Annotated in this window: 13 protein-coding genes and 3 pseudogenes; 5 read left to right on the forward strand and 11 right to left on the reverse strand. The window is 28.8% G+C overall.

What is annotated here, in order from left to right:
• Positions 1 to 130: 130 nt before the first annotated feature.
• Positions 131 to 1,189, reverse strand: a complete 1,059-nt coding sequence (locus tag B2671_RS04380; RefSeq protein WP_346869323.1) for an HD-GYP domain-containing protein — start codon at positions 1,187 to 1,189, stop codon at positions 131 to 133.
• A 20-nt stretch (positions 1,190 to 1,209) separates the two neighbouring features.
• Positions 1,210 to 1,608 (reverse strand): DUF6762 family protein, encoded by a 399-nt coding sequence (locus tag B2671_RS04385; protein WP_346869324.1) that lies wholly within the window; start codon positions 1,606 to 1,608, stop codon positions 1,210 to 1,212.
• Between the two features lie 86 nt (positions 1,609 to 1,694).
• On the opposite strand from B2671_RS04385, the gene B2671_RS04390 reads away from it, so the two are divergent.
• A complete protein-coding gene (locus B2671_RS04390) occupies positions 1,695 to 2,036 on the forward strand; it encodes a hypothetical protein (protein ID WP_346869325.1) in 342 nt (113 codons plus the stop codon).
• Between the two features lie 115 nt (positions 2,037 to 2,151).
• On the opposite strand, the pseudogene B2671_RS04395 reads toward B2671_RS04390, so the two are convergent.
• Positions 2,152 to 3,589: pseudogene (locus B2671_RS04395) on the reverse strand (aminoacyl-histidine dipeptidase).
• A 16-nt stretch (positions 3,590 to 3,605) separates the two neighbouring features.
• Positions 3,606 to 4,157: a manganese efflux pump MntP family protein gene (locus B2671_RS04400; RefSeq protein ID WP_035135592.1), complete on the reverse strand. Its 552-nt coding sequence runs from the start codon at positions 4,155 to 4,157 to the stop codon at positions 3,606 to 3,608.
• 216 nt (positions 4,158 to 4,373) lie between these two features.
• Between B2671_RS04400 and B2671_RS04405 the strand changes: the two genes are divergently transcribed.
• Both B2671_RS04405 and B2671_RS04410 read left to right on the forward strand, forming a co-directional pair.
• Positions 4,374 to 5,312, forward strand: coding sequence for a magnesium transporter CorA family protein (locus B2671_RS04405; RefSeq protein ID WP_035135590.1), 939 nt, complete (start codon positions 4,374 to 4,376; stop codon positions 5,310 to 5,312).
• A 150-nt stretch (positions 5,313 to 5,462) separates the two neighbouring features.
• The gene (locus tag B2671_RS04410; RefSeq protein WP_346869326.1) at positions 5,463 to 6,137 is read left to right on the forward strand and encodes a DUF4397 domain-containing protein; all 675 of its coding nucleotides are present in this window, start codon (positions 5,463 to 5,465) and stop codon (positions 6,135 to 6,137) included.
• 108 nt (positions 6,138 to 6,245) lie between these two features.
• Here B2671_RS04410 and B2671_RS04415 read toward each other — a convergent pair whose 3' ends face one another.
• From B2671_RS04415 to B2671_RS04440, 6 genes and pseudogenes are all read right to left on the reverse strand, one after another.
• Positions 6,246 to 8,276 (reverse strand): ABC transporter ATP-binding protein, encoded by a 2,031-nt coding sequence (locus B2671_RS04415; RefSeq protein ID WP_346869327.1) that lies wholly within the window; start codon positions 8,274 to 8,276, stop codon positions 6,246 to 6,248.
• Between the two features lie 2 nt (positions 8,277 to 8,278).
• Positions 8,279 to 10,030 (reverse strand): ABC transporter ATP-binding protein, encoded by a 1,752-nt coding sequence (locus B2671_RS04420; RefSeq protein WP_346869328.1) that lies wholly within the window; start codon positions 10,028 to 10,030, stop codon positions 8,279 to 8,281.
• Positions 10,031 to 10,220: 190 nt separating this feature from the next.
• Positions 10,221 to 10,675 (reverse strand): annotated as a pseudogene (locus B2671_RS04425) (PadR family transcriptional regulator).
• Positions 10,676 to 10,681: 6 nt separating this feature from the next.
• Positions 10,682 to 11,530, reverse strand: coding sequence for a DegV family protein (locus tag B2671_RS04430; protein WP_346869329.1), 849 nt, complete (start codon positions 11,528 to 11,530; stop codon positions 10,682 to 10,684).
• A 140-nt stretch (positions 11,531 to 11,670) separates the two neighbouring features.
• Positions 11,671 to 11,898 carry a DUF1450 domain-containing protein gene (locus B2671_RS04435; protein WP_346869330.1) on the reverse strand — a complete coding sequence of 76 codons (228 nt, stop codon included), beginning with the start codon at positions 11,896 to 11,898 and terminating at the stop codon, positions 11,671 to 11,673.
• 143 nt (positions 11,899 to 12,041) lie between these two features.
• On the reverse strand, positions 12,042 to 12,974 hold the full coding sequence (locus B2671_RS04440) for a metal ABC transporter solute-binding protein, Zn/Mn family (RefSeq protein WP_346869331.1): 933 nt from the start codon (positions 12,972 to 12,974) through the stop codon (positions 12,042 to 12,044).
• A gap of 257 nt (positions 12,975 to 13,231) precedes the next feature.
• On the opposite strand from B2671_RS04440, the gene B2671_RS04445 reads away from it, so the two are divergent.
• Together B2671_RS04445 and B2671_RS04450 are read left to right on the forward strand one after the other, a co-directional pair.
• A complete protein-coding gene (locus B2671_RS04445; protein WP_346869332.1) occupies positions 13,232 to 13,891 on the forward strand; it encodes a metal ABC transporter ATP-binding protein in 660 nt (219 codons plus the stop codon).
• Positions 13,878 to 14,678 (forward strand): metal ABC transporter permease, encoded by an 801-nt coding sequence (locus tag B2671_RS04450; protein ID WP_346869333.1) that lies wholly within the window; start codon positions 13,878 to 13,880, stop codon positions 14,676 to 14,678. The genes B2671_RS04445 and B2671_RS04450 overlap by 14 nt, the downstream gene beginning before the upstream one ends.
• Before the next feature lie 73 nt (positions 14,679 to 14,751).
• Here B2671_RS04450 and B2671_RS04455 read toward each other — a convergent pair.
• Positions 14,752 to 15,379: pseudogene (locus tag B2671_RS04455) on the reverse strand (adenosine deaminase); the annotation flags it as partial.

The raw sequence follows: 15,379 nt of genomic DNA on the forward strand, positions 1-15,379 counted from the left end.
GTATTAGAGCTGGTAGTCATCAGGTATAATATGTTTATAAATACACCGAATTTCTATATTAAAACCAAAAGGACATACCTCAATTATACAGCATAATTAAAAACAGTACATCCCTCAATCCATATATTTATTAAATTACACATTGAATAATTAAATTAATTTTGTCCAATAAATTAATTTCATAAAATTTTACTGGTTTTCTAGTTTTATGATCATATAGTACTCTTATTATAGGCCTATCAGGGAATCCTTTGTTCTGACTTATAACATATCCTTCTACTCCATTAGAAAGTTTAACACAACATCCTAATGGATATACTGAAAATGTTTCTTTAAACGTGCGTACTAATTTTTCATCAAACTGACTTCCTGATCCAGAAAGTATAAGCTCATAAGCTTGATTAGGCTCAAACTTTTTTCTATAGCTTCTATCACTAGTTACCGCATCATATACATCGCATATTCCTACGATCTTACCAAATCTTGAAATTTGATCCCCTTGCAATCCATAAGGATACCCTTTTCCATTAATTTTTTCATGATGCTGCTCTACCCCTTCAATTGCACTAGCTGGAATTTTATAATTTTTACTCAATATTTCCCCACCATAAATTGGGTGTTTCTTCATGACTTCAAACTCCTCATCAGAAAGCTTGCCATTTTTATTAATTATACCTGCAGGCACTTTTATTTTTCCTACATCATGTAACATTCCACATATACCCAATTCTCGTACTGTCCACTTTTTCATTCCAAGGCTCATTCCTAAAAACACTGACATAATTCCAGTATTTATACTATGTAAAAATGTATAGTTATCATGAGTTTTTACATCATTTAAACATTTATTCACATCTTCAATTTCCATTATATAATTCAATAACTGATCCATATTTTCTAAATATTCATCTCCACATGAACCGACTATACTTCCTATACCCCTTGATATATTCTTTAAACTTTTCATAGTGGCTTGTTTTAGTACTATTAGTTTTTCATCTATTATGTCTATATCTTCTAATCGTTCATCCTCAATATAAACATAATATACTCCTAACTCTTCAAGTCTTTTTATGTATACACTGCTAAGACTCATACCAGCTTTTAACAATATTCTTCCATCATCCCCATATACATGTTTACCAAGTATATCTGATTCATTAACTCTACATATATGTTCTAATCTCATGATTCTCCCCCAATTATGTACTATTGATATTCCTCACATTTTCCTTTTATATCAATAAAAACTTTTTCTAAAGCTTCCTTAATTCTTGTACATACATTGTTTAATCTATTATTTAGCACATTATGATCTTCATCGTAATCAAAAGTAACAATCCATGTAGGATTAAATTCCTCATCATAAATTTCTATAGAGTCAACCAAATCAATTAAACTTTCATCATCGAACAAATCATATATGGCTGAAAATTCCCACTCTTCTACATCTTTATTAGTATCAAAATATAAATTTACCTTTTCACCATCATAAAATAGTTTAGTAATATATTCTGCACCTTCGTTAACCTCATAGCTTCCAAGCTCTCTTGTAAAAAATTTTGTCTCTTTATCCTTTTCCATTAATACAATAGCAGAAAAATCCATTATCATACCCTCCTAATATTTGTAATTTATTTACATAAATTACTTTAAATGCTATAATTGATTATATCCTTAAAGGAGTGTGAATTATGAATCTTGTAAAAAATCTTAAAAAATTCAAAACTCTTTCCCTCATATCTTTAATTATTATAATTACTATTTTTATAATTGTTTTTAGTTACACTAACTTTAAATGTAAAAACTTAGATTATGCTATAAAAAAATACTCCACTTCTGGTATTTTTAATAAATATAAATTATATTCCCTAGAAGACTTTAAGATTAAGTTTTCAGATGGTAATATATGTATAGTGGAAGTGAATGGCATAGAAGGAAAAAGCCCATATAAAACCACAACTTATAATCTTCACTTGGTAAAACATAAATCTGGCAAATGGAAACTATCTGAGATTTCTCCTAATAACAATTGATTTTTCCCATAAACACAACTATTTTAGTATACCTTAGTAACCATAAATATACAACAATAAACAACTCCCCTTAAGATAATATTTATCGTTACCTTAAGGGGAGCATTTGTTCTTCCTATCTTATTTCTGCTAATACACTTAATAAGTAATCATACATTCTATCTAGTGAAGAAATACTTACATGCTCATCTGGTGTGTGAACATCAAAAATATTTGGCCCAAAGGAAATCTGATCTATATTCCCATTAAATTTATCTCCAATTAATCCACATTCAAGTCCTGCATGAATTGCAGATATTTCTGCTTTATTACCAAATTTATTTTCGTAAACTTGTTCAAATACAGTTCTAATTTTAGATTCTGGATTATACTGCCACTCAGGATAATCTGATTCAAGTTCTATAACACAATTCATTATTTCTGCAAGTACTGTCATTCGATCTACAATTGATTTTTTTAAAGAAGCTACTGAACTTCTAACTGCATTGTCAAATTCTACAGCTTCACTAGTAGTAGTTACCACACCTACATTGGTAGAACTCTGTACTAACCCTGGTATTGCCATACTCATAGTTTGAACTCCATTTGGTAATAAGAATAATGTTCTTATTACTTTCTGTCTAGTATCATCGCAGAATACTTTATCTACAGACTTAGTAACTTCATAAATTAATTTCAAATCATCATCTATACCTTGTAATTCATTTATAAATATAGAGGACCATTCTTTTACTTTTCCTTCAACTTTAACTATATCTTCTGGTCTTACAGCTATAATCGCATCTGCTTCTCTTGGAATAGCGTTCATTTTAGCTCCTCCATTTAAAGATGCTAATTTGAAGTCTACAACTGAATTAAGATCCATTAAGAATCTACCCATCATTTTATTGGCATTTCCTCTTTCTTTCTTAATTTCCATACCAGAGTGTCCGNNAAGCTAATGAACTATAGTTTCCTTCTATATTCTCATAATTTGTTGGCACAGAGAATTTAAGTCTAACTCCTCCTGCACAACTTACTAATAGTACTCCTTCTTCTTCAGAGTCTATATTTATTAATATTCTTCCATTTAAATGTTCTGGATTTAAATTTGTAGCTCCACCCATTCCTGTTTCTTCTTCAGTAGTAATTAATACTTCTATAGGAGGGTGAGCTATTGTTTTGTTATCAAGAATTGCAAGAGCATAAGCTACAGCAATACCATTATCCGCTCCTAATGTAGTTCCATTAGCCTTTATAAAGTCACCATCAATAATAAATTCTATTGGATCCTTTTCAAAGTCATGTTCAGTTCCTTGATTTTTTTCACAAACCATATCCATATGCCCTTGTAAAATCACTATTGGAGCATTTTCATAACCACTAGTAGCTGGCTTCTTAATAATAACATTTAGTGCTTCATCTTGTATAACTTCTAAATTTCTGTCCTTGGCAAACTTAACTAACCAATCGCTAATAGCCTTTTCATTTCCTGAACCTCTTGGTATTTCATTCATCTCTTTAAAAAATTTGATTGCCTCAAAGCTTTTTAAGTTTTTTAATGTTTCTATCATTTTAATCATCCTTTCCTTAAAAGAAAATCATCTTTAATCCAAATAATATCAAAATTATGCCTCCTATGTAATCAGCATATTTTCTTAATATATGGATTTTTCTTAGATACTTTGCTATTATAAATGCTAATATGCTCATAAAAAATGTTATCATACCAACAATAGCAGTAAAGAGTGTTAAGGTTACCATACTTTCTATCCTTGAGAAAGCAATAAATCCAATTACTATTGCATCAATGCTCACAGATATCCCTAAAATGAAGTACATTTTAAAGGTTATGACAATACTTTCTTCTTTTTCTATCATACCTTCCTTTATCATAAGTATACCAACTATTGCAATTACTATTCCCCCCATAACTGCAGGGACGGAAGCAATATTCTCTGTAAATATTTTACCACCAAATCCTCCTAAAATAGAAAACAAAAATTGGAAAAAACCAAAAGAAATTGCAAAAGAAAACTTTTGTCTTGCCTTAGCCCCTCTATTTAAGCCAATAGCTATTGCAATACCAAAAGCGTCTAATGAAACTGCTAAGGCTATGAATAGCAATTCTTCTATTGCCATAAAAGACCTCCTACAAATACAATAATTTAATATTATCATAAATTTATATTTTCAATAACAACATTAATATTAATATTATAATTCTAACTTTTCAAAATTATGATTATAAATTAAATTATTTGTACTATAATAATTATTACTTTTAAATATACAGTTGTCAATTAGAAATATAGTGTTAAAATATATTCATGAGTTTTATTATATGAGGTGATAACATTGATTACAATATTTAAAAGTGATACCTCGGGCCGTCTCACAGAAATCGATTCTATAGAACATGGCTCTTGGATTAGTATGATTAATCCATCCGATGAAGAAGTTCTTCTAATTACACAAAAACTTAACATTCCTCAAGATTTTATAAGAGCTGCCTTAGATGAAGAAGAAGGTTCAAGAATAGAATTTGAGAATAATGCTACTCTTGTAATTATAGATATTCCATTCACTGAAATGGATGATAATTCATTAACTTACGATACATATCCATTAGCAATAATATATACTGAAAGCGTAATTATAACTGTATGTCTTAAAAACAGTCCTGTATTATCAGATTTTACCATTGAAAAAATCTCTTCATTTTATACTTTTAAGAAAGTCAGATTTATGCTTCAAATATTATATAGAGCATCAAATTACTATTTATTATACCTAAGACAAATAAATAGAAAGAGTCTTTTGGTTGAAAAAACCCTTTATAAATCTTTAAAAAACAGAGAATTAATTCAATTATTTGCTCTTCAAAAATCCTTAGTATATTTCTCTACATCTTTGAAATCTAATGATTTAACCTTAGAAAAACTTTTAAAGCAGGAAATCCTTACAAAATATGATGAGGATAGAGATATTTTAGATGATGTTATGATAGAAAATCGTCAAGCTATAGAAATGTGTAGTATATATAGTGATGTCCTCACTGGTACTATGGATGTATTTGCTTCTATAATTTCTAATAATCAAAACCAAGTTATGAAATACTTAACATCTGTAACTATAGTTATTTCTATTCCAACTTTAATATCAGGTCTTTTAGGTATGAATGTAGGTGGAATACCTTTTTTCAATGCCTCTGATGGATTTCTGTATATGTGTATAATTGTAGGATTAATAACTTTAGCAGTTACCTATTATCTTAGAAAAAAAGATATGTTTTAAATAATATAAACCCAATAGAAATCTAGTATGTAATTATAAAGGTATTTATGGATAATTGTATACTAGATTTTATATTGAATCCCCTTTTGTAACATTCCCTAATTATATTTCATATACTATATTTGATAATATTTTTATATGAGGTATATAATGCAATATATTAATGTTCCCTTTAATATTCCTACAAGAGTAGATGACATGATCAATTCTGAAGATAATATGTCAGCCTATGTTAGAGTTGCTCACATTGCAGCTAGAGCCCCTGATGTAGATATTTATGTAAATGATAAACTAACAATACCTAATCTTGAATATAGAGATTTTACAAGCTATATTAAACTTCCTTCTGGAACTTATAACATAAAGGTATATGGAGCTAATAATACTGATTTTCCCTTGGCAGATGTAGATATTTTTATAGCACCCAAAAGTGTAACTACTATTGTAGCTTACATGCAAAGAAGAATGTTAAGCTTATACCCTGTGGATGAGACTCCATTAACCTCTACAACTGACGGCAAAGCTAAAATTAGAATTGCTCAGTTTATTGAAAATATTCCACCTGTAGATGTAGTTCTTTCTAATGGTACTGTACTTTATAAAAATGTAAACTTTAAGGACATAAGAAATTATATTGAACTACCTATTGGTAGATATACTATGCTATTAAAATTAGCTAATACAGATATTGATATGTTATATGTTCCCAATATAAATCTAAAATCAGATAAATACTATACTCTTTATTTGATTGGTTTAGTTACTAATTTCCCAACACCACAGATGTTAATTCCTTTAGATGGAATAAGTTATTTAAATATATAAATTTTGTTTCTTTAGTCTCTAAATCTTTATTAATTACTCTTTCCACATTAACGTAAAAGCTAGCTCACAAGCTAGCCTTTACGTTTAATTTTTATTTACCTACTTTAATTATTGTCCTGCATATTGTAATTTATACAAATTGCTATAAAGCCCTTTTTTCTCTAATAGTTCTGAATGACTTCCAATTTCGCGTATCCTACCCCTATGCATTACAATAATTTTATCTGCATTTTTAATAGTTGACAATCTATGTGCTACTACTATAGTAGTTCGTCCTTTAATTAATTTATTTAGAGCATCTTGAATTAAACTTTCTGTTTCAGTATCTATGTTAGCTGTAGCTTCATCTAAAACTAAAATTGGCGGGTTAAAAGCTAATGCTCTAGCAAATGCAATCAGTTGTCTCTCACCTTGAGAAAAAGTTGTTCCTCTCTCATTAACCTCAGCATTATATTTATCTGGTAACTTTTCAATAAATATATTTGCATTTACATATTTACATGCTTTTACAATCTCTTCATCTGTTATATTCTCATTATTTAATCTTACATTTCCTTTTATATCACCAGCAAATAGAAATACATCTTGAAGCACTGTAGCTACATTTTTTCTAAGTTCGTCCTTAGACATTTCTTTAATACTAACTCCATCTATCAGAATTTCGCCCTTTTGAATATCATAAAGTCTAGTTATGAGACTTATTATTGAGGTTTTTCCTGCTCCCGTTGCTCCAACAAAGGCTACCGTTTCACCTTTTCTAATTCTAAAACTTACATCTTTTAATACCCAATCTTCATCATTGTAGGCAAACCAAACATTTTTAAATTCAATATCTCCTTGGGCACGTCCTATATGTTTAGGCTCCTTTGGGTTTTTAATTATAGAATCATTATCTAATAACATAAATATACGCTCTGAGGAAGCCATAGAAGACTGAAGTATATCAAATTTCTCAGATAAATCAAATATTGGTTGAAATAGTTTTTGTATATATATTACAAATGCATATAACACTCCAAATTCTATTGTTAAATTTAGAACTGCTGTACCACCAACCCAAATTAATATGCATAGAGCTAATTGATAAGTCATATCCATAAGTGGTCTAAATATAGCAAATACTTTAATTTGTTCCATTGCAGCTGTGGAATATGATGTATTAATTTCATCAAATTCACTATACTTTTTACTTTCAACTCCAAATATCTGCACAGTCTTCATACCACTTATATTTTCAGATAAATTAGAGTTAATTCTAGATAATCTAGTTCTTACTTTCCTATAAGCTTCTATATCATATTTTCTAAATATAAAGGTTAAAGCAACTACTAATGGAAGGGTTATAATTGATACTATTCCTAATTTTATATCTAATAGAAACATAGCAATTACAATGCCACTAACAAGAAATAAATCTTTGATTAAATATACTAACACAGATGTGTACATTTCATTTAAGGTTTCTACATCATTTGTAATTCTAGTTACTAATCTTCCCACTGGACTCTTATCAAAGAAAGATAATGATAAACTCTCTACATGCTTAAATATTGCAGCTCTTATATTATATACAATCTTTTGACCAGTATACTGTAACAAATAAATTTGAATATAGTTTAGTATAAATATTACTATATAAATTAGCAATATTATAATAGCACTCCACTTTATCAAATCTAAATCATTAGTTCTTAATACTTTTATATCTTTTATAGTTATTTCATGAGCTTTAAATTCATTGTTATCTTGAAAAAACTTTTCACCTGATATTTCATAGGCTGTGTTTTTCCTTGGTTCACCCTCTATAATATAAGGCTCATTATTCTCATTATATACTATTGAAGCTCTTATTGATCCATCTCTTTCTCCCCTTACTACATATTTATCTCCTATGGCTATGGAACTATTTTCAGCTTCTTCTATAATAGAATATTTTCCACTTAAAGGATTAATATTATTGTCTATAACATTTTTTATTATGAAGGGAACAGACAAATCTAAGCACACCACTAAAAACATTATAATTACTACTATTCCCATTAAGCCTTTATATGGCAATGCAAATTTTAAGAGCCTTTTCATCAAAAGGGAGTCATATTGCTTATCTAATACTTCATCTTCCTGATTAAAGTCTTCCATAATTATATCTCCTCCTCTTCCATAATTTCTTGCTCAATCTGTTGTTTTTCATATATATCTTTATAAATTCCTGGCATATTTTTAAGTTCTTCATGTGTTCCTTCTTGAACAATTTCCCCTTGTTCTAGAACTATGATATTATGAGCATCTTTAATTGCTGAAATTCTATGAGATACTATAATAGAAGTTTTCTTCTTCATTACACCTTTTAAATTCTCAAGAATTATAGCCTCAGTTTTTGCATCTACTGCTGATAAACAATCATCTAAAATTAGAATATCAGGATCTTTAATAAGAGCTCTAGCTATAGAACATCTTTGTTTTTGACCTCCTGAAAGAGTAGTTCCTCTTTCTCCCACTATAGTTTCAAACTTCTTTGGAAAGTCTATTATATTATCATAAATATCTGCCTTTTTAGTTGCATCATGTATTTTTTCAATATCTACTTCATGAAATGCAAGTCCTATATTTTCAGCTAAGCTAGTGGAAAACAAAAAAGGATCCTGTGATACAAACCCAATATTAGTTCTAAGACTATTTAAAGATGTTCTATTTATATCTTTATCTCCTATAAAAATCTTTTCATCTTCCACATTATAGAGTTTAAGTAATAAACTTATAAGAGTACTTTTACTACTTCCAGTCTTACCCACAATCCCAAGAGTTTCTCCTTGCTTTACTCTTAAATTTATATTTTTAAGAGCTGGTGTTATTGTATTATTATAGCTAAAAGTTAAATCCTTTATAACTATATCACCTTGTAATTTATCCACATATGATGTACAACAATCTACTATATCAGGTTTTGTATTTAAGACTTCTTCTATTCTTTCAAGGGATGCAAATCCTCTTTGTAAATTATTAATTACTTGTCCTATAGCCATCATTGGCCAAACTAAATTTCCAAGATACATGTTAAAGGTCACAAAGTCCCCAAGAGATATTTTCCCCAAAACTACAAAAGTTCCCCCCACTACTATTAGTAATGCAAAGCTTAAGGATGAAATAAATTCTATCAAAGGAAAAAATACTCCCCAAATTCTTATAAACTCCATATTTACTTGAAAATTTTTATCATTTTCTTCTATGAACTTTTCATATTCCCTTTCCTCTTGAACAAAAGATTTAACTATTCTAATCCCAGAAAAATTTTCTTGAACTATATCTGTAAGTTTTGAAAAGCATCTTTGTACCTTTGTGAATTTTCTGTGTATTCTTTTACCAAATTTTTGAGATACAAATGCTACAAAAGGAAGTGGGATTAGTGATAACAAGGTAAGTGGTACATTAATAGTTAGCATTATAATAATAGTGGCAATAGTCAATACTACTGCATCAAAAAACATGATAACGCCAGGACCTAGTGCCATTCTTACAGCATTCAAGTCATTTGTTGCTAAAGCCATTAGATCTCCAGTTTTTCTTTCATTGTAAAAATTAGAAGATAATCCTTGTAGATGCTTAAAAAATTTACTTCTTATATCGTACTCTATTTTTCTTGAAGTACCATTTACATATATTCTCCACATAAATCTTCCAATAGCTATAACAGATGCTATAACTAATATATATACTATAGATTTGACTAAAGTATTTTTATTAGCACTTCCTAAGGCAAAACTATCTGTTAAAAAACCTAGAATTTTTGGTGGAACAAGTTGTAAAAAGTCTACTAGTATAAGAAAAAATATCCCTATAAAATATCGTTTCTTATATTGCTTTGCATACTTTAATAGTTCTTTAATTTTATCCATATTTCCCCCCTAAATTATAAATCTCCCCTATAATTTTAGAAATAATTAAATTTATACTACATATATAATACAAGAAATTACCTTTTATTTCAATATATTTAATTCGAAATACGAAACTTTTGTATATTGAAATAGATTTACTATGTTACTAATGAAAAAGTCCCATAAGCTAATAAGCTTATGGAACCTTTTAATCATATAAATCTTTTTTTATTATCTTAAATACTTCTAGTGCCTCTTCTATCTTTGACTTTAATAACTTTTTTTTATGTTCAAACTCTTCAATTCCTTTATTTGTAATCCTATATATCTTCTGAGACTTTTTTTCTNNACCCAACTACCTTCAATAAATCCTTGTTTCTCCAGTTTTTTAAGCAATGGATATATTCCACCTGTACTAGGTATCCAAGATCCATTAGTACGCTTTCCTATTTGATGAGATATATCATTTCCATTAGTAGGCCCCTGAACCAATATATATAATGTGTATATTGGCAATAATCCTTTAGTAAACACTTGGCCTACTGCTTCATTTTCTGTTTTTACCTTTCTAAGTTCTTGTAATTTTCTTTTATATTCTTCATAAAGCTTCTTTTCTTCAGCTTTTATATCATTTAAATCTCTCCCTAATTCATCCTCCACCATATCAACCTACTCCTTTTCATAGATAAGTACTCCTATGAATCCTGGTCCTGAATGAACACCTGATACTGGACTTAGATAACCTCCGAAATTTACGAAGTTAGCATTTTTATGAGCTTTAAATTTATCTAACAATGTCATAGCCTCTGCCTCTGCTTCACCATGCATTATATGAATATCATATTTTTTATCATTTAATTTTGATACTACAACATCATAAATTTTATTCAAAGATTGTTTTCTTCCTCTAACCTTTGCATAAGTATAATACTCTCCTTCCTTATCTACACTTACAATTGGTTTGAGATTTAAAAATTGAGCTATAGTTCCAGCTACCTTTCCAATTCTTCCCCCTCTTATAAGATATTCTAAGGTTCCTATAACAAAGTATATATTTATTCTATCAGTTATTTTAGGAAGTTCTGATATTATTTCATCAAAACTTTTTCCTTGTTTAATCATTTCTGCTGACTCTTCAATAAGTATAGTTTCTCCCTTAGATATAGACTTAGAATCATGAACATAGGTCTTAATCTCAGGATGATCCTCTGATATTAGTTTAATGGCATTATTAAATCCTGATAGTTTTGAAGAAATTGTTACTACTATTGCGTGAGTATATCCTTCTTTTTTTAATTCATCATACATTTCCTCCATATCTCTCATGGAAGGTAATGAAGTGGTTGGTGCATTAGTTTCTAAAGTATCATATACATATTTAGATGTAATATCTACTCCATCACTATACTCCTTATCCCTATATATTATTTTAAAAGGTAATACCTTTACATCATACTTATCAACTATATCCTTAGTAATGTCGCTAGCACTGTCAGTAATTAAAGCTATTTTTTCCATATTTATCACTCCTATATCTGTTCTATTATTATTATATATCACTATTGAGTACATTATCAATAGTGATATATCAGAAGTGATAATATTATGTGCAATTTTATTAAATTTAATTATTTTTTATTCATAATTTATTTTTAAAATTAAATTCTATGGACTTCTTCCTTAATAGAATTTAAAACCTCATCTAAACTCTCATTCTCTACAAGTACTCCATCTACCCTGGCAATGTATTTGTGACTGCATAAATTACATGCACCTATACACATATTTTCTGTTATTTTATTTTCATCACCAATAATTTTTTTTAATTCCTCTACTAATTTTTCTTGTCCTTCATTGCATTTACATGTACTAATCTTCTTTCCCATGTTTTTTTATCCTTCCAACCTTATTCGTAAATTATATAATTATTATATACTATAGTTCTTTATTTACAACTAGCATTAAAGTTTTTTCACGGAAAATTATAGGCGTATACTATAAAGTACACGCCTTTTTTTGCATTATATAATTATTTATTATTCATAGCACTGTATATAGTTTCTACATTGTATTTTAAAACATCAGAAAAAGATTTTCCGTCCTCGTTACTATGTAGAGTATATATTTGTTTAGTCTGTGCTCCAACTTCTTTAGCTAAAGTATCTGAAAGCTGAGTACTAATTAATTCTTCAACAAAAATAGTTTTTATATTATTCCCTTTACAATATTCCATAAGATTTTGTAATTCCTTTGGTGATGGTTCTCCTTCTGCAAAAACCCCCTCTATACTCTTTTGTATAAGACCAAAATCTCTACATAAATAACCAAAGGTTGCATGACCTGTAACAAAATTCTTATTAGCTAGTTCTTTGAACTTTGGATTATACTCCTTAATTATATTATCTATTTTTTCATTAAATTTCTTAAGGTTTTCTTCATAATACTCTTTATTTTTAGCATCCTTTTCTACCAAAACATTTTTAATATTTTCACCTTGAATCTTCGCTTCACTTAACCCAAGCCAAGTATGAGGATCCTTTCCTGAATGATTATGTCCTTCATGTTCTTCATGTTCTTCAGATTCTTCATCAGCATTTATAAGTTCCACACCTTTGCTAGCTTCTACAACTATTAGTTCTTTTCCACTTATAGCTGCTTCTACATCCTCAATCCACGATTCCATGCCAGCTCCATTATAAATGAATATATCAGCCTCTTCTATGGCCTTCATATCCTTAGCTTTAATGTCAAAGTCATGAGGCTCCATAGCTTCTGGTATAACACTTTCTATGCTAACCTTATCTCCCCCTATCTCCTCAGTTAAAGCCTCTATACCGTAAAAGGAAGTAACAATATTTATTGTGTTGTCCTTTTCTTCATTATTCTTTGACTCTCTATTAGAACATGCTGTTAACATAACTACTATCAAAGTTAATGCTCCTAAAACCTTTAATTTCTTCATAATTTTCTCTCCTTCAATTGAAAATGATTTTCATAAGTAGTATAATTATATCATATTCGATTTTATTATCAACACTGACCTACAACTATTATGTACTAGGTCAGTGTTAATAATTTACATATATTACATTTTTAAATATTGTCATATTAACGAAAAATCATTCACTCATACATAATTTTTATTTTAATTTATTTATACTATAGCTATAATATGTATAATTATGGCTAGACTTATAATTGTAGAAAGGAGCAATACTAATGATCAAAATTAAAGACTTATGTTTTTCATATAATAATTCTAAGCCCTACATTATTGATAATCTTTCACTAAACATAGCTAAAGAAAGTTATGTATCTATAATTGGTGCTAATGGTAGTTGTAAAAGTACCTTAATAAAGCTAATTTTAAATCTACTTACTCCTCAAAAAGGAAGTATTAATTTAACCTCTAAAAAAATTGGATATGTTCCTCAAATAGTCGAAAGTTTTAATAGTTCTTTTCCTATAACTGTTTGGGAAATGCTTAATGCCCATAGAAATGTTCTTAAAATTAAAGATAAAGAATCAATCACTGAAGCCCTAAAGAAAGTGGATATGCTTGAGTATAAAAATTCTCTTATTGGAAACTTATCTGGAGGTCAAAAACAAAAGATTTTTATTGCAAGAGCTATATTAGCTAATGAAGATATATTAATTCTAGATGAACCTTCCACTGGAGTTGATAGTAAAAGCATGAAAGAAATTTATGGGCTTATAACCTCTTTAAATAAAAAGAATGGAGTTACTGTTATATCTGTAGAGCATAACTTAGAAACAGCTCTTCAAAATTCATCCCATATCCTTACCATGGAGAATGGCTTTGGAACTCTATATACATCTAAAGAGTACATAAGGAGGATTTCTAATGTTTCAATATGAATTTATGCAAAATGCCTTTTTAGCAGCCATATTCATATCCATACTATGTCCTATGGTAGGAGTATTTTTAGTGCTTAAAAGACATTCCATGATGGGTGATACCTTGGCCCACTCTGCCTTTGCTGGTGTTGCTATAGGACTAGTACTGGGATTTAATCCAATAATATGTGCATTTATATTTACAACCATATGTGGTTTATCCATAGAATTTCTTAGAGACTACTACAAAAAATACGCAGAACTTATTCTTTCTATAGTTCTAACCTTTAGTGTTGGTATAGGAATTACTCTTATAAGCACTGGAAAAGCTTCTGGAAACGTGAATAGCTATTTATTTGGAAGCATATTAACCGTTACTAAGGCAGACTTAATTATTATGGTTATTCTTAGTTGTATATCTATTGTAGTTATATACTTTTTATATGATAAGCTTCTTTATACTACCTTTGATGAAGAAGGTGCTAAAATTTCTGGTATAAATGTAAAAGCAGTAAACTATATATTTTCTTTACTTGTTGGAGCTACCATTTCTGTCTCTATCCGTATAATGGGTATCCTTGTAATGTCATCAATGATTGCACTACCTGTAGCTACAGCTCTTCAACTAGATAAAGGATTTAAACCCACTCTATTACTGTCTATCCTTTTTGGATTTATAGATATAATATTAGGTCTTATTTTTTCATATATACTAAATTGTGCTCCTGGAGGTACTATAGCCTTAACCTCCGTTGTTATATTAATAGTAATTATTATATTTAAATCTACTTTTAAATCTAGGAATTAAAATATAAATAGCTATAATCTTAAAAAAATTAAGATTATAGCTATTTAATATAATAATTATAAATCTAACTAATTTATATTAAAGTTTTTAAATATTCTTTAATTTCTTCTGTAGTAAATGCAGCATCTACAGAATCCATGTATATCTTTTTATAGTCTTCATAGGTCATATTTACAACCTTACCTATACTTTCACACTCACCAGTTACATTAGTAGCAGAAACAGTTCTATTGTCAGTATTAAAAGAAACCCTTATGCCCTCTTTATAAAATTTAAACAATGGGTGCTCTTCATAACTTTTTACAGCTTTTGTCTGCATATTACTAGTTGGACACATTTCTAAGGTTACATTATTTTCTTTAACTAAGTCATAAGCTTCCTTAAGATCTCTTATTGCTACTCCATGACCTATTCTCTCTGCTTTAAGTAGTTTTATAGCATCTACCACATTTACTCCTATACCTGTTTCTCCTGCATGTATAGTAACTCTATAGCCATATTCTCTAGCTACCTTTATAACATCTACAAACTCCTTAGCAAAACCTTCATTTTCTGCTCCACAAAGATCTATAGCCACTACACCTTTTCCTAAGAATTTCTTTCCTGCTTCAACTACTGTAGATGCACTATTTGCACCATTATGTCTTAAGCAAGATAAGATTAAATTAGCCTTTATATTAAAGTCTTTTTCACCTTGTCTA

This window comes from Clostridium sp. UBA5119, from assembly GCF_002414285.1.
GTDB lineage: Bacteria > Bacillota > Clostridia > Clostridiales > Clostridiaceae > Clostridium_J > Clostridium_J sulfidigenes.

Coding starts and splice junctions, on each gene's coding strand:
- B2671_RS04380 (WP_346869323.1), bottom strand. CDS start 1,189: ATGAGATTAGAACATATATGTAGAGTTAATGAATCAGATATACTTGGT.
- B2671_RS04385 (WP_346869324.1), bottom strand. CDS start 1,608: ATGGATTTTTCTGCTATTGTATTAATGGAAAAGGATAAAGAGACAAAA.
- B2671_RS04390 (WP_346869325.1), top strand. CDS start 1,695: ATGAATCTTGTAAAAAATCTTAAAAAATTCAAAACTCTTTCCCTCATA.
- B2671_RS04400 (WP_035135592.1), bottom strand. CDS start 4,157: ATGGCAATAGAAGAATTGCTATTCATAGCCTTAGCAGTTTCATTAGAC.
- B2671_RS04410 (WP_346869326.1), top strand. CDS start 5,463: ATGCAATATATTAATGTTCCCTTTAATATTCCTACAAGAGTAGATGAC.
- B2671_RS04415 (WP_346869327.1), bottom strand. CDS start 8,276: ATGGAAGACTTTAATCAGGAAGATGAAGTATTAGATAAGCAATATGAC.
- B2671_RS04420 (WP_346869328.1), bottom strand. CDS start 10,030: ATGGATAAAATTAAAGAACTATTAAAGTATGCAAAGCAATATAAGAAA.
- B2671_RS04430 (WP_346869329.1), bottom strand. CDS start 11,530: ATGGAAAAAATAGCTTTAATTACTGACAGTGCTAGCGACATTACTAAG.
- B2671_RS04435 (WP_346869330.1), bottom strand. CDS start 11,898: ATGGGAAAGAAGATTAGTACATGTAAATGCAATGAAGGACAAGAAAAA.
- B2671_RS04440 (WP_346869331.1), bottom strand. CDS start 12,974: ATGAAGAAATTAAAGGTTTTAGGAGCATTAACTTTGATAGTAGTTATG.
- B2671_RS04445 (WP_346869332.1), top strand. CDS start 13,232: ATGATCAAAATTAAAGACTTATGTTTTTCATATAATAATTCTAAGCCC.
- B2671_RS04450 (WP_346869333.1), top strand. CDS start 13,878: ATGTTTCAATATGAATTTATGCAAAATGCCTTTTTAGCAGCCATATTC.